The 13,784-nt window shown below is 55.3% G+C and carries 13 protein-coding genes; 10 read left to right on the forward strand and 3 right to left on the reverse strand.

Annotated elements, in window-relative coordinates; all coding sequences use genetic code 11:
• Nucleotides 1–409 precede the first annotated feature (409 nt).
• From AC0QHF_RS11005 to AC0QHF_RS11025, 5 genes are all read left to right on the forward strand, one after another.
• Nucleotides 410–1,315, forward strand: coding sequence for an alpha/beta fold hydrolase (locus AC0QHF_RS11005; RefSeq protein ID WP_324704251.1), 906 nt, complete (start codon nt 410–412; stop codon nt 1,313–1,315).
• Nucleotides 1,316–1,465: 150 nt separating this feature from the next.
• Entirely contained in the window at nt 1,466–1,651 is a 186-nt protein-coding gene (locus tag AC0QHF_RS11010) for a PCP reductase family protein (RefSeq protein WP_324704252.1), read from the forward strand.
• A 78-nt stretch (nt 1,652–1,729) separates the two neighbouring features.
• The gene (gene tpiA, locus AC0QHF_RS11015) at nt 1,730–2,455 is read left to right on the forward strand and encodes a triose-phosphate isomerase (protein WP_324704253.1); all 726 of its coding nucleotides are present in this window, start codon (nt 1,730–1,732) and stop codon (nt 2,453–2,455) included.
• 8 nt (nt 2,456–2,463) lie between these two features.
• Complete coding sequence (gene folP, locus AC0QHF_RS11020) at nt 2,464–3,318, forward strand: dihydropteroate synthase (RefSeq protein ID WP_324704254.1); 855 nt, start codon at nt 2,464–2,466, stop codon at nt 3,316–3,318.
• 206 nt (nt 3,319–3,524) lie between these two features.
• On the forward strand, nt 3,525–4,133 hold the full coding sequence (locus AC0QHF_RS11025; protein WP_324704255.1) for a hypothetical protein: 609 nt from the start codon (nt 3,525–3,527) through the stop codon (nt 4,131–4,133).
• A gap of 257 nt (nt 4,134–4,390) precedes the next feature.
• On the opposite strand, the gene AC0QHF_RS11030 is transcribed toward AC0QHF_RS11025, so the two are convergent.
• Nucleotides 4,391–6,325: a 4-Cys prefix domain-containing protein gene (locus tag AC0QHF_RS11030; protein WP_324704256.1), complete on the reverse strand. Its 1,935-nt coding sequence runs from the start codon at nt 6,323–6,325 to the stop codon at nt 4,391–4,393.
• Nucleotides 6,326–6,470: 145 nt separating this feature from the next.
• Here AC0QHF_RS11030 and AC0QHF_RS11035 point away from each other — a divergent pair, with 145 nt between their 5' ends.
• The 3 genes from AC0QHF_RS11035 to AC0QHF_RS11045 all read left to right on the forward strand — a co-directional run bounded on the left by AC0QHF_RS11035 (nt 6,471) and on the right by AC0QHF_RS11045 (nt 8,938).
• Entirely contained in the window at nt 6,471–6,899 is a 429-nt protein-coding gene (locus tag AC0QHF_RS11035; protein WP_324704257.1) for an NfeD family protein, read from the forward strand.
• 106 nt (nt 6,900–7,005) lie between these two features.
• Entirely contained in the window at nt 7,006–7,926 is a 921-nt protein-coding gene (locus AC0QHF_RS11040; RefSeq protein ID WP_324704258.1) for an SPFH domain-containing protein, read from the forward strand.
• 331 nt (nt 7,927–8,257) lie between these two features.
• Nucleotides 8,258–8,938: an SDR family oxidoreductase gene (locus AC0QHF_RS11045; protein WP_324704259.1), complete on the forward strand. Its 681-nt coding sequence runs from the start codon at nt 8,258–8,260 to the stop codon at nt 8,936–8,938.
• A 543-nt stretch (nt 8,939–9,481) separates the two neighbouring features.
• On the opposite strand, the gene AC0QHF_RS11050 is transcribed toward AC0QHF_RS11045, so the two are convergent.
• Both AC0QHF_RS11050 and AC0QHF_RS11055 read right to left on the reverse strand, forming a co-directional pair.
• On the reverse strand, nt 9,482–10,621 hold the full coding sequence (locus tag AC0QHF_RS11050; protein ID WP_324704260.1) for an ATP-binding protein: 1,140 nt from the start codon (nt 10,619–10,621) through the stop codon (nt 9,482–9,484).
• A 329-nt stretch (nt 10,622–10,950) separates the two neighbouring features.
• Nucleotides 10,951–11,544: a GNAT family N-acetyltransferase gene (locus tag AC0QHF_RS11055; RefSeq protein ID WP_324704261.1), complete on the reverse strand. Its 594-nt coding sequence runs from the start codon at nt 11,542–11,544 to the stop codon at nt 10,951–10,953.
• Between the two features lie 343 nt (nt 11,545–11,887).
• Between AC0QHF_RS11055 and AC0QHF_RS11060 the strand changes: the two genes are divergently transcribed.
• Entirely contained in the window at nt 11,888–12,187 is a 300-nt protein-coding gene (locus AC0QHF_RS11060) for a hypothetical protein (RefSeq protein ID WP_324704262.1), read from the forward strand.
• A 194-nt stretch (nt 12,188–12,381) separates the two neighbouring features.
• Complete coding sequence (locus AC0QHF_RS11065; protein ID WP_324704263.1) at nt 12,382–12,825, forward strand: heavy metal-responsive transcriptional regulator; 444 nt, start codon at nt 12,382–12,384, stop codon at nt 12,823–12,825.
• Nucleotides 12,826–13,784: the final 959 nt, after the last annotated feature.

Genomic DNA, 13,784 nt, shown 5'->3' on the forward strand with positions numbered 1-13,784 from the left:
TAGGGTTTGGGCGGCGGATTCTGGATGTCCGGTGTCTCCCGGCCGGATGTCGAATGAATGTCCCCAAATATCAGGCTTCAGCCCGTGGGGTCCCGAATCCGGATCGTTTCAGAGAAAAAGGATTTCACCTCGAACTCGGACAACTCCGGAAATTTACGGTTTGACGGTCGGGATGGAAGGGCCCCGTCACTGGGGGGTTTCACCCCTCATCCATTATAGGGGCAACGGAGTCCAATTTCATGGGGGCGGGCGATCGCGACCCGACACGGCGGAATATTTCCGGAGAGATACCCGGTCGGACGACCGAAAGGCATACAATTGGAAGGGTCGCTCTCGCCCGTTCGAGCCGAGTTCAAACCCGACCACCAAAAAATCGTTTCATAACGCCGTCATTGCCAGAGGAATTTTCATGTTTTATCCCCTCGGATTTACTCAACAATCCACCGTCACATCTCTGGGGCGAATGGTGTACTACACCGCCACAGAAATGCCCTGGAAAACGCCCGAAACTTTGACCGGAAAAACATTACCGACCCTATTGTTCCTGCACGGTTTCGGCGGTGGATCGTCCGCCTACGAGTGGTCGAAGGTGTACCCAGCCTTCGCGTCGGAGTACAAAATCCTCGCCCCCGACCTGATCGGCTGGGGCCGTTCCGAACATCCGGCGCGGGACTACACCCCCGAAGATTACGTCACCACGATCGCGGAATTTATCGAGTCAACCTGCGAAGAACCGATCGTCGCGATCGCCTCCTCTTTGACCGCCGCCTTCACCATCCGCGTCGCCGTCAAAAAACCCGAATTATTCAAAGGTTTGATCCTCACCACCCCCTCCGGTTTGTCCGACTTCGGGGGAGACTACATCAACAGCTTATTCGCCCAAATCGTCAAAACCCCCGTCTTAGATCGGGTCCTCTACGCCACCGCCGTCGCCAACCCCGTCGGAATCCGCAGCTTCCTCGAACAGCGCCAGTTTGCCCGTCCCAACCGTATTTTTGACGAGATCGTGGAAGCCTACCTCGAATCCGCCCAGCAGCCCAACGCCGAATATGCCGCCCTGTCCTTCGTGCGGGGGGATCTCTGCTTCGATCTGTCCCTGTACATCCCCCAACTGAGAGTCCCCACCGGGATGATTTGGGGCAAAAAAACCCAATTCACCAGCCCGGAGCTCGGAAAGCGCCTCGCCGCCCTCAATTCCGAAGCCGTCCGCAAGTTTGAACAACTCGAGGATGTGGGACTGACGCCCCAGTTGGAACTTCCCGGCGTCACTGTCGGGGTGATCCGCAGTTTGCTCCGGACCCTCGCGATCGCGTAAGCTAGGAAAAACAAAAAAATTGCAGCGGAGCGAGTCCCGACTCCGACGAGACTTGTCAATCCCCCCGAATCGGACATAAATCTCTCAAACGGCTCCCCCCGCGGCTTTTTGCCTTTTGCCTGTTGACTTTTGCCTTTTGCCTGCAGTGCCATGTCAGACTCCGACTATCTCGACGAACTCAAGTGGCAGCCCGAAGCCACGGCCAAACTCAAAAATATCCCCTTCTTCGTGCGGGGGAAAGCCCGACAGCGCATCGAACAACTGGCCCGGGAAGCCGATCGCGATGTCGTCACCGTGGACCTGGTGGAACAGGCGCGGGTGGAATTCGGCCAGTAGCGGATTTCCGCAAATGCCCCCGACGTTTTAAACTAAAGTTTGGCATTCGGTTGTATTTTGAGGTTTATTGGTTCGACTGTGAGAAAAGTCATTATTGCCGGGAACTGGAAAATGTTCAAAACCCAAGCGGAAGCCCAGGAGTTTCTGAAAGGGTTTGTCACGCAATTGGAAGAGACCCCCGAAGATCGGGAGATCGTGCTGTGCGTCCCCTTCACGGATCTGGATATCATGTCCAAGAGCCTGCACGGGTCGCGGGTGCGGCTCGGGGCTCAAAATGTCCACTGGGAAGAGTCCGGGGCCTACACCGGGGAAATTTCCGCCCCGATGCTCACGGAGATCGGCGTCCGGTTCGTGGTGGTGGGCCACAGCGAACGGCGACAGTATTTCGGAGAGACGGATGAAACCGTCAACCTGCGGTTGAAAGCGGCCCAGAGCCACGGTTTGACCCCGATTTTGTGCGTGGGGGAAACCAAAGAGCAGCGGGATGCGGGACAGACGGAATCTCACATTTTCTCCCAACTCGAAAAGGATCTCGTCGGCGTGGATCAAGATAATTTGGTGATCGCCTACGAACCGATCTGGGCGATCGGCACCGGGGACACCTGCGAATCCAAGGAAGCCAACCGGGTGATCCGTTTGATCCGAAGCCAATTGACGAATCCCGATGTCACCATTCAATACGGTGGTTCGGTGAAGCCGGAAAACATCGACGAGATCATGGCCCAGACGGAAATTGACGGCGCTTTGGTGGGCGGGGCGAGCCTGCAGCCGGACAGTTTCGCCAAGATTGTCAACTACAAATAATCGCGCCGATGGTCGAACCCACAGTCATTCGAGGTCGCCCGTTCGAGTGGGGAACGCGAACCTATCTGATGGGCATTTTGAATGTCACCCCCGACAGCTTTAGCGACGGTGGGTCCTTCGATACCCCGGATGCCGCCCTCCTCCGAGCCGGGGACATGGTTGGGGCGGGGGCGGATCTGATTGACGTGGGCGGACAGTCCACCCGCCCGGGGGCGGCGGTCGTGTCCCTGGAAACGGAACTGGATCGGGTGATCCCGGTGGTGGAACGGTTGCGAAAACAGGCTGGTCCGGTGGGGGATGCGGTGATTTCCGTGGACACGACCCGGGCGGCGGTGGCTAAGGCGGCGGTGGAAGCCGGGGCGGATTTGATCAACGATATTTCCGGGGGGACTTATGATCCGGAAATGCTGCCGACGGCGGTGGCTCTGGGGGTGCCGATCGCCCTGATGCACATCCGGGGGACGCCGCAGACCATGCAAACCCTGACGGACTACCGGGATTTGATGGGGGAGATCCGGGAGTTTCTGGCCGATCGCACCCAGGCAGCGATCGCGGCGGGAATCGATCGCGCCCACATTATCCTCGACCCGGGGATCGGATTCGCGAAAAACTCAGACCAGAATTTGGAGATTTTGCGGGAACTGCCCCGAGTGCGATCGCTCGGTTTCCCCCTGTTGGTGGGGCCGTCCCGGAAAAGTTTCATCGGCAACATCCTCGATCGCCCCGACCCGAAACGACGGGTTTGGGGGACGGCGGCGGCCTGCGTGGCGGCGATCGTCGGCGGGGCGGACATTTTGCGGATCCACGATGTCGCCGAACTCTGCGATGTGGCGCGGGTGGCGGACGCGATTTACAGAAAATAATTAACAATTAATAATTAACAATTAATAATTGATGATTGAAGCGACTTCAAACTTTTGCTGATTGCCTCTTGCCTATGGATTTTTCTCGACGTTAAGTGTCAGTATTTAAACGGAGTTGATATTAAACAATCCACAGATTTCGCAGATTTTCGCAGATGGGGAATTGGGGGGGATAACGATTGTGTCAGTATTTAAACGGAGTTGATATGACTGAATATCTGGAAATTTTGGAACGGGCCGCGCGATCGCTCCACTCGAATGATCGCGATCGCCCCGCCGCCGAGGAGGTGGTCGCCGCCCTGTTGGAGGCGGAAAAGGTCGCCCGCAAACGCCGGGAATCACACCCCTTCGAGGGGCTGTGCGGCACCTGGCGGTTGTATTTGATCACCGGAACTAAAAAGACCCGCGATCGCCCTGGAGTCTTGATGGGGGCGGGTCGTTACATTCCCGCCCTCGTCGAGATCGGCTTGACTTATTCCCCCGTTGCGGATATCAAATCGGGCGATCGCGAACCCTTTGAAGCGGGCCGGATCGAAAATCGGGTCGGCGTCGGGTTGATGACGTTGACCGTCGGCGGGCCGGCGAAGTTTTTGCTCAAAAATGATATCCTCGCCTTTGATTTCACCCGCATGGGGGTCCGGGGGTTGGGACTCAAACTCTACGACGGCTACATCCGCAACGGAAAAAGCAGTGAAGAAACTTTCTATCAAAAGCGGGTCGCGGAACTGCCTTTTTTCGCCTATTTTTTGATTCGAGACCAATTCATTGCGGCCCGAGGGCGGGGCGGCGGACTGGCGTTGTGGGTGAAGGCCTGATTGATGTCTCCAAAAAAGACAGCTGGGTTGAAAAGTTAAAAAATGTAAAAATTTTTGCCGTTTTTGGGGGTTTGGGTTGCTTTTGCGCTTGACTTCTGGTATTATTTTAGATAATGGGAATATGTGTAAAAATATTTTTTTGGCAACCACTCCCATTATGGGGGTTTATGTCAATATCTTACCCCGAATGGTCGCCCCCTGTCAACCCCTTTTTTGGGGCCTTTTTTGGGGGAGTGGGGGGCGAGTCCGATCATGTTTCATTTTTCATTGTCCATTTTTGCCGAGTCCTGGGGGAAAACCGGATCTCGATCGCGGTTTTGCCACCCGATCCAGAAGCTGCCCGCGATCGCGGCAATTAATAAGCCAATGATCAACAGAATCCAGGCTAACTTTTGCGATCGCCTTCTGCGGGTCGCCTTTCCGGCCAAAGTCGCCGAATCCTCCTCCATCAGGGCCCGGGAAGCGGCCGTGAATTCCGACTCCAAAGGTTGCGGTTTCTGGGGAGGTTCCGGAGGTTCGACGAGGACCAATTTCTGAGGAGAAACGCCGAAGTAATTGAGCACGACGGAAATATTGTCGTGGCCGTTGTGGAGGTTGGCGATTTCGACGAGATCTCGGACCGCCGATTCCAAAGATTTTTCCCCCCGCAGCACCGCCGGGGCGTAATCCGCCCAGGTTTTTTCCACCCACCCGTTATCGCTGAGTCCGTCGGAACACAGCAGCAGCAGCCCGTCCGACTCGACGATCAGCCGCTTCACCGCCGGTTTCAGGAATTCCGCCTCCCGGGTCCCCAAAGCCTGGGTGAGGGCGCCGGCATCCCGCCGCTGTTTGGCGTCCCAGTACAACGCGCGGCCCGTGCGGACTTCCCGAGTCGCCACGTCGTCGTCCACCGTCAACAACTCGCAGGATTCCGAAGTGATCCAGTAGGCGCGGCTGTCGCCGATGTTGACGATATAGAGTTCGTGGGCGTTGTTGAAATCCGATCGCCCCTCGATTTGCACCCGCTGGCACAGTTGCAGGGCCATGACCAGGGTCGTCCCCATCCGCTGTTTGGACGATCGCCCCTGTTCGTCATTTTGGGCGGCGATGACGTTGTTGACCACCCGGGTAATTTCCTGGAGTTGGTGGGCGACCAGGTGCGGTGGCTGGGGGGTCTGCTGTTCCCCGATTTCCAACATCAAACTGTGAATCAGGGGTTTGATGGACTGGACCGCGAGTTGGCTGGCGACCTCGCCCCCCTCGTGCCCCGCCACCCCGTCGCAGACCAGACTCAAATGGGGGATCAGCTTGTCGTTGGGGTAAATCTCCTGCTGTTTGAGATCCGCCGCCGTGGGATAGCAGCAGTCCTCGTTGTGCGATCGCATCCGCCCCACGTCCGTCTGTCCCGCCGTGGCCAGGTGCAGGGGAAGCCTCGCCGCGGAGTGCAATAGAATTTCGTTGAGGTGGTCGGCGATCGCACCCGGGCCGGAACCCTCCGGACTTTGCCGCAGCCGCTGTAGGATATCTTGCAGGGGCGATCGCAAATTTTCGTGGGCCGTCTCCACAAACGCCGACCAGGACTCCGCCAGGTCCGGCAGGGTGGGCTGGATCTTGCCCCGGTGCAACTCCCGCAACCGCAGCCGCCACCCGTCTACCCGCAGGTTGTCTTTGATCAGCAAACTGTAAGCCGCCCCCTGTTCCGAGAGGGGGTCCCACAACGACCACATCTGCCACAGCCAGTAGACCTGCCGCACCGCCGTCGCCTGGGGCCAGGATTCCACCAGGGAGGGGTGCAGGTTCCCCTTGTCGTTCACCGGGACGTTATCGAGAAGTAAAATATCCGCCGTTTCCGGGGATGTCGCCCGGGTGTAGATGCCGTAGAGGTTGGGGAGGTGGAGTTTGTGGGGGTACAGGTAGAGATAGTTGCCGATCGCGTCCGAGAGGCGATCGGGCAGCACCGGCGGCACGGCGGGTTTGGTTTCCAGCCAAATTTGCGGCGCCGTGACGTAGTAGCGGTTGCCGACGATTTGCCCCGGTTTCATCTCCCGAGCCGCCGAACCGACCGCCCACAGGTAGCGGTAGGTGAGGGGCGTCTCGCAGGTGACGCAGCGGGACTGTCCCAAGGCATTGCGGGGTTGGGGACAGGCGGGGTTGGTGCAGTAAATCGGCGGTGGCGAGGAACTGCTGATTTGGAAGAGTTTATCTAAAGACACTTTGAAGATCTATTGCCGGGGACACTCAATACAAAATCTCAAATATAAAATGATTGTAGCTCCTGTCGATCGCACCCTAGGTGTCAGCAATAACAAATTGCCATCGACTCATACCTTAAATTTCCGCAACGCTATCATTAAACCCATGTTTGTCAATCCTACCCTTTTTTGGTTGCTGGCCGGGGTACTCCTCTGTCTGATGGAGTTGTTTTTGCCCACGGCATTTATCGAATTCATGATGGGTCTGAGTGCCTTAGCCGTGGCGGGGATCTCCCTGCTGGTGCCTAATGTGGGCGTTCAGGTCGTCCTGTGGATGATTTTATCGCTGGTGTTTGCCTTGGGGGTTCGTCGCCTGTTGCCTTCCCGCCGGGTGTCCGTCCTGGAAGCGGCGACGGAGGCTGAAAGTTTGACGGAAATTTTGCCGGGACAGACGGGGCGGGTGCTGTGCGAGGGCGTGTCCTGGCGGGCTCGGTGCGAGGGGGAATTTGCGATCGCCCCCCAACAAAGAGTGCTCGTGGTGAGTCGGGAGGGTAACACCCTGATCGTCGTCCCCGAAAAGTTAATTCATTCCTAAATTGTCGGTGCATTCGGCGAAATGGGGGACTCTTGAGGTGTAGGTTCTCTCGATCTCGGCGGTGCGATCGATCATCGGTCAAACATAATTGTATAGGAGATACAAAATGGGACAGCTCTTGTTCTTCATTCTTTTGATCTTCGGCGGGTCTGCCGCCGTGGGTTCGGTCAAAATTATCAATCAGGGGGATAAAGCTCTGGTGGAAACCCTGGGAAAATATAACGGCCGCACCCTCGAACCCGGTTTAAATTGGGTCGTTCCCTTTTTCGATCGCGTCGCCTACCGCCAGACTGTCCGGGAACAGGTGCTCGACATCCCCCCCCAACAGTGTATCACCCGCGATAACGTCTCCATCAGCGTCGATGCGGTGGTCTACTGGCGGATCATGGACTTGGAAAAAGCCTGCTACAAAGTCAATAATTTGCAGGCGGCGATGGAAAACTTGGTCCGCACCCAAATTCGCTCGGAAATGGGCAAGCTGGAGCTCGACCAGACCTTTACTGCCCGCACCGAAGTCAACGAATTATTATTGCGGGAACTCGACATCGCCACGGACCCCTGGGGGGTGAAGGTGACGCGGGTGGAACTGCGGGATATCTGCCCCGCCAAGGCGGTGATGGATGCGATGGAATTGCAGATGTCGGCGGAACGGCAAAAACGGGCGGCGATCTTATCTTCGGAAGGGGAACGGGAGTCCGCGATCAACTCCGCCCGGGGTCGCGCCGAAGCGGAAGTGCTCGCGGCGCAAGCCCACCAAAAAGCACTGGTGCTGCGGGCTCAGGCGGAACGGGAGGCTCAGGTCCTCAAAGCCCACGCCACGGCGGAAGCCTTGCAAATTCTCGCCAAGATCCTCAAAGCTGACCCCGAGGCGAAGGAAGTCCTGCAATACCTGCTGGCGCAGCATTACATAGACATGGGGACGACCATCGGCAACAGCGACAGCAGCAAGGTGATGTTTATGGACCCCCGGACGATTCCGGCGACGTTGGAGGGGATGCGATCGCTGATCTCGGACGGCGATCGGTAAGCTGTCGGGGGGAAGAATTGATAATTGATAATTGAATTGTCCTTTGATCGATTCTCTAACCCCCCACGCTTTCCCCCAATTTTTGGTTGTTTAGGGTGTTGCCCCCGCCATTCCCAAGCGGTCTTGATATCCAACCCGTTGTTTTTTAGCCTTCAACCGGATTTAATATAATTAGAGTCGGATTTCTCCTGGTCCTCTGTGTCTGGAGTGGTAAAATTTTCTGAATGTTATAAAAAAAGCCCGTAGTCGGATACAATCGGGGGAGAAAACGGGAGCACTCTCGAACTGCCCCGACAAACGTTATCGAAAAATTTGATAGTTTGACATGACGATGAATTCCGAATCTTGTATTTTTCTGGCCGGCGCCAGTCGGGGTGTGGGGCGTGAAATTGCCAACTGTTTGGCGGACGCGCAGATGAAGGTGAGAGCCTTGCTGCGATCGCCCGACACCCGCCCGGAGTTGGAGGCGATCGGCCTGGAAGTGGTGATGGGAGATGCCCTGGACGCGACGGCGACGGAACGGGCATTCCTGGACGGGACACCGCCGGTGCGGGCGGCGATCAGCACCATCGGCGGCTTGCCGAAGGACGGGCAGCGGGCGGATTATTTGGGCAACCGAAATTTGATCGATGCGGCGGTGAAAGCGAAGGTGGAGAAGTTTATTTTAATTTCCTCTATCGGCAGCGGAAATAGCGCGATCGCCCTCCCCCCCCAGGCGATGGAAACCCTGAAATCGGTGTTGATAGAAAAGGAAAAAGCCGAGCAACATTTGCTCGAGAGCGGACTCACCTACGTCATCATCCGTCCGGGGGGTTTGAAGTCCGAACCCGCCACGAAAAACGGCGTGTTGACGGAAGATTGTCGGGTGGCGGGAACCATCCACCGCCCCGATGTGGCGCTGCTGGCCTGCGCCTGTCTGATGTCCGACAAAGCGGATAATAAAATCCTCTCGGCGGTCGATCGCCAGATGGCTTACGGTCAGACGGATTTTGAAGTGTTAGATATCGCTTAAATTACACTCCCTCCAACTCCTCCGGGAGTTGGGGGGGGAAACTGTCAATTCATGGGATTTGGGAATGGTTTCGGGAACAGTTGCGATCGCTTTTTCGCCCTCAATGCACAAAATTTGGTTTTTGTCAACCCCCCGTCCCCGGCTCCCCGTCTCACCGCCCAAAATTGGTGCATCGTAGTTTTCCAATTTTCCCGAAATTTTCGGAAATTTTACGGAGGAATCGGGGTTGTAGCCTCCATTTTGACGGCTGGACACAAGAACCCCTTGGGAGCTATTTCCCCTAGTCTACCAGAACCCCCATAAACTCGTCAACTTTTTGACAGCAATTTTCGATAAAAAATCAGAATTCCCTGACAAAATTTAAAAAAACAAAATTATTTTCTCGAATCGATTAGCTTGACTTAAGTTTTGGTGTCCCCCGTCGCGAACGGTTCCGGTTTCGGTTTTCCATCCCCCTTCGCAGCGATTGCAACCGCCAGAACAGTTGAAATATCGGCAAACTTCTGCTGAAAGCTGAAAGCTGAAAGCTGAAGCTCTGTACCATCAGACCAGCCGAACTTCCTCTACAATTTCATCCCGGATCGGATCGTCGTGACTGAGGGGGAGGCGAATCCAAAACGTCGTCCCCGCCGCCGGGTTGGACTCGAATCCGATCGCGCCGCCGTGGGCTTCGACAATGGATTTTGCGATCGCCGTTCCCAGGCCAGTTCCCCCCTGTTTTCCGTAGGTGACAAAGGCATCAAATAGGTGGTCTTGAATCATCTCCGGAATTCCGGGTCCGTCATCTTGAATGGAAATTTCACACCAGTTATCGCGAATTTGAGCCGTGATAGTGACGTGTCCCTCGCGGTCTTCCAAAGCCTCGATCGCATTGCCGACCAAATTTTGCAGCACCCGCAGGATCTTGTTACTGTCAGCTCGAATATAAATCTCTTCTCGGATGTCAATTTTCCATTCAATTCCGCAGGATTGAAAATAGACGCGATTCAGGTTTTCAAACCGTTCGAGCATCTCGCGGACATCCACCCGGCGGCGGCTGAGGGTGGTGCTTCCCCGGCTGAACTCCAACACCTCTTCCGCCATCCCCAGCATCCGCTGAATTTGCATCGAAATTAAATCGCACCATTCTTGGGTTTCCTCGTCCGGGTGCAGTTCCCGAATCATGGAGCTCGAAAGCTGAATGCCGGTGAACGGACTGCGAAAATCGTGCAAAATCGTGTTCACCATTTCCCCGAGCAGTTCCATTTTTTGCTTGCGAACCATTTGTTTGACGTATTGGGTCGTCGTGACCCGCAGTTGCCGGGTAATGTAGCTAAATAGTTGCAAAACCACCTCTCCCCGGGCATCTCGGAGGATGGTCATCAGGTGATCCCGGGAAACTTTTGCGAGGGTTGCCCCTCCTTTTGCGATCGCCCGGGCACTGCGGGGCTGTCCGTCCAACACCCCGAATTCCCCGAAAAAACTGTTAGGTTCGGCGACGGTGACGACCTGGTAGCGATCGCCTTCCGCCCGTTTGCTGAATTCAACCCGTCCCTTGAGGACCAAATACAAATAGTCGGGAATTTCGCCTTCTTCAAAAATCAGGTCTCCGTCCGGATGGTCTTCGACGAGGGCCAACTGACAGAGTTTTTGGGCTTGTTCGGGTTCAAAATAACCGATAAACCGATGGGATTCTAAATCCATGATCCAGTACCGGGGGGTGCGTTGAGGGAGTCGAGAGGTCGTTTCTATGCAATAATTTTAGAACAATTTATCCCCCCCGAGTCAATTTTTTATTTTGGACGGGGAGGGGAAGCGATCGCCCCCCTTCTCAATCCGGCCGTCCGCCGGCTCTCAAACGGCTCGGACCATCGATTTGCGATCGAAATATGACTTGACAACAGTCCAAACATCGGAGACGAATGGAACCGAGGAAATCGGGTTTAACCCGGCGATCGCATCACCTTCGGTATCGAGGGGCGGCCCGGGATGCCGCCCCCATTGTCGGAGCAAAAGAAAATTTAACTTTCCCTTCAAGTCTCCCGATAAAAAATCGTCGATTCGTAGTCCTTTAAATCGAATAAATATTCCAAATTGAGAGTGCCGATCGCGGCGAACCCCTGGCGTTTGTGAAATTGTAAAGAGCGGTGGTTGGTGATGGGTCGGGTGACGACCAAAGCGGATAAAATAGAATCGGAAAATTGTCGATAAACGGAGGCGTAGAGGTGGCGGGCGATTCCTTTTCCCGTCCAACCCGGTTTGGTGGCGATCGCCTGAATGTAATGGTGGCGATGGTCGGAGAGGCGATCGCCGTAATCCGTCCCCGTCCAGCGAATGTTCCCCACGATCTCCGGCGAAATCTGCGGCCGGGCGATGGCGACAAATCCCACCAATTCTTCACTTTCGGGGGCGATCGCCACGAAAAAACGGGTCCCGTTCGCCATCTCCTCCCTGACCATCTCCTCGGTGCTTTCCGCCAGGAGAAATCCCCCGTCGAGATTGGGGATGTGGCGGCGAGATTGGGAGGTGTGGAGGGAGGCGATCGGATTGATATCGGATTCGACGGCTTCCCGGACATTAAAAATCGTCATGGCGGTCAGATGATGGATGGCTTGGAAGTGTGACAACAATTTGACGCTCGATCGTCCTTTTCTCGAAGAAGAATCCCCCCACCGGCCCTGACCAGCTCCGCCCGCTCGAAACAGGCGCTAAAATATAACGGGAGGGACGAGATCTCTGTCCGTTCCCGGGGAGCGGGCGGTCTGTTCGGGTTCCCACTCGAATGGGTGGCAGACGCACTGTTCGACCGGACGGAATTGCTTTAGAATACATGGAAAACCGGCAAGTTGAAATCCAACCCGACACAAGACAAGGTGATGGCGAATTCGATGCTTCGGGAAGTGTCCGGCAACCCGGATCGATCGGGTACAGTCTAGAACTAATATTAGTGTAAGAGCAGAGTAAACCGTGATGAATGCTTTGTGGCCGAGAATTTTGAAGTCCGCCTACCGGAGAGAGCCGATCGTCAGTTTCGTGGTGACGGTGGGGGCGGTTGACACCATGATTGGCGGTATCGGAGCCAGTTTGCCGCTGCTGAGTTTCGGTTTGGGAACCATCGGGGTGGCGTTTGCCCTGCGGTGGTGGCAAATTCAGCGATCGCACTCGGAACAGCAAGCCGAACCCGCCCCGGAATATTATCTGCCGCCCCATGCATCCCGCCCACCCCTGCCGCTGCTAACCCAGACCAAACGCCGGCGTCCTCCCTATTAACGGGTGTCGGGTGTCGGGTGTCGGGTGTCGGGTGTCGGGAACAAAGAGAAGAGACAGCAGACAACGGAGAAACGTCTCGTTTCTAACTCCCCACTCCTCACTCCTCCGGGAGAAATTCTGAACTCCCGCCATCATCGATGTTTTCGGATTGCCCATCAGAATTTGATAGCAATTGTCAACCGGGGGTTACAATCATGTCTGCGCGTCCTGCAACCGCTGACAAATCGCTCAAAATTGGAGAAGTTGCCGCCCGCAGCGGTTTGTCGGTGAAAACCATTCGCTACTACGACGAAATCGGGTTGTTGAGCCCCACCGTCGATCGCGCCAAGTCGAACTATCGACTCTTCAGCCCCGGCGTTTTGAACCGACTCTCATTTATCAAGCGAGCCCAGGGGTTGGGGTTGAGTTTGGCGGAAATTGGGGAAATTCTGGAGATCCGCGATCGCGGCAACCTTCCCTGTCACGAGGTAAAATCCCACTTAGAAGCGAAAGTGAGGGAAATTGACCGGCAAATTGCGGCTTTGGAAACCTTGAAAGGCGAACTACAAGTTCTACTCGATCGCTGGCAAGATCACCCCCCTCCCAGCCGCATCGCCCGCACCATCTGCCCGAACATTCAATCCGAAACCGATATTTGACAAAAAAAGAGGGAAGGATTTTGATGGTTCCTTCCCTTCGGTTGGTTGGTTTTTGTTTCGCTTTTGGTTTGGGATCGGGTCGTCGCCTTTGAGTTTGCGCCGCAACTGCTGTTCCCGTTTCTTGAGTTGTCGCGCCCGGGCTGCACCGCCTTTTCCTTTGACGTTTCGCCCCTGGCGGCGGGGGGATTCCCAGCGCTTGAGCTGTTGTGCCATGTCGGTTTAAATCGCCATATTTGTGGACTGATTTAATTATAATATCGGGGAATTGATTGTGTCAAGTCCGGGCAAAACATATCTGTTTTACTGGGAGTGTTCGATGCGATCGTCCGGTATCTGCATCGGTTCCATTTGGTGTTGCTGGTCCGGCATCTCGATACCGGGAGACAGGGGTTGGGGGGGATATTCACTTTTTGAGAAACGGAACGATCCCCCTAAATCCCCCTTAATAAGGGGGACTTTGAATTCAATTCTCCCCCCTTGCCAAGGGGGACTTTGAGTTCAATTCTCCCCCCTTGCCAAGGGGGGTTGGGGGGGATATTCACCTTTTTTTAGAAACGGAACGATCCCCCTAAATCCCCCTTAATAAGGGGGACTTTGAATTGAATTCTCCCCCCTTGGCAAGGGGGACTTTGAATTGGAAAGTGTACCTCATTGACTGGAAAATTGCTGTAAAACGGTCGCGATCGCCCCAATTGACGGGTTTTTGATGAACCCGTCGGAAATCATCCCAGAGTTTCTGTAACTCCCCTTCCGCCCGGGTTGACACGGGCACCCAATCCGCATCGAGGAAATAAAGTTTTTTAATTCTCACAATAGAAGACGATGTGATCAAAACCTTGAGTTTGCAGATACCGATGTCAAATTTTTCGATATCTTGCAATAATATAGCAGTGCGCGCTCGTCTGTTTACAGTTTCCTCAGAGGGACAAACCTTTAAACCCTGATGTCGAGGGAATTTC

Source organism: Lyngbya sp. CCY1209 (assembly GCF_055795065.1).

Coding starts and splice junctions, on each gene's coding strand:
- AC0QHF_RS11005 (WP_324704251.1), top strand. CDS start 410: ATGTTTTATCCCCTCGGATTTACTCAACAATCCACCGTCACATCTCTG.
- AC0QHF_RS11010 (WP_324704252.1), top strand. CDS start 1,466: ATGTCAGACTCCGACTATCTCGACGAACTCAAGTGGCAGCCCGAAGCC.
- folP (WP_324704254.1), top strand. CDS start 2,464: ATGGTCGAACCCACAGTCATTCGAGGTCGCCCGTTCGAGTGGGGAACG.
- AC0QHF_RS11025 (WP_324704255.1), top strand. CDS start 3,525: ATGACTGAATATCTGGAAATTTTGGAACGGGCCGCGCGATCGCTCCAC.
- AC0QHF_RS11035 (WP_324704257.1), top strand. CDS start 6,471: ATGTTTGTCAATCCTACCCTTTTTTGGTTGCTGGCCGGGGTACTCCTC.
- AC0QHF_RS11040 (WP_324704258.1), top strand. CDS start 7,006: ATGGGACAGCTCTTGTTCTTCATTCTTTTGATCTTCGGCGGGTCTGCC.
- AC0QHF_RS11045 (WP_324704259.1), top strand. CDS start 8,258: ATGAATTCCGAATCTTGTATTTTTCTGGCCGGCGCCAGTCGGGGTGTG.
- AC0QHF_RS11050 (WP_324704260.1), bottom strand. CDS start 10,621: ATGGATTTAGAATCCCATCGGTTTATCGGTTATTTTGAACCCGAACAA.
- AC0QHF_RS11060 (WP_324704262.1), top strand. CDS start 11,888: ATGAATGCTTTGTGGCCGAGAATTTTGAAGTCCGCCTACCGGAGAGAG.
- AC0QHF_RS11065 (WP_324704263.1), top strand. CDS start 12,382: ATGTCTGCGCGTCCTGCAACCGCTGACAAATCGCTCAAAATTGGAGAA.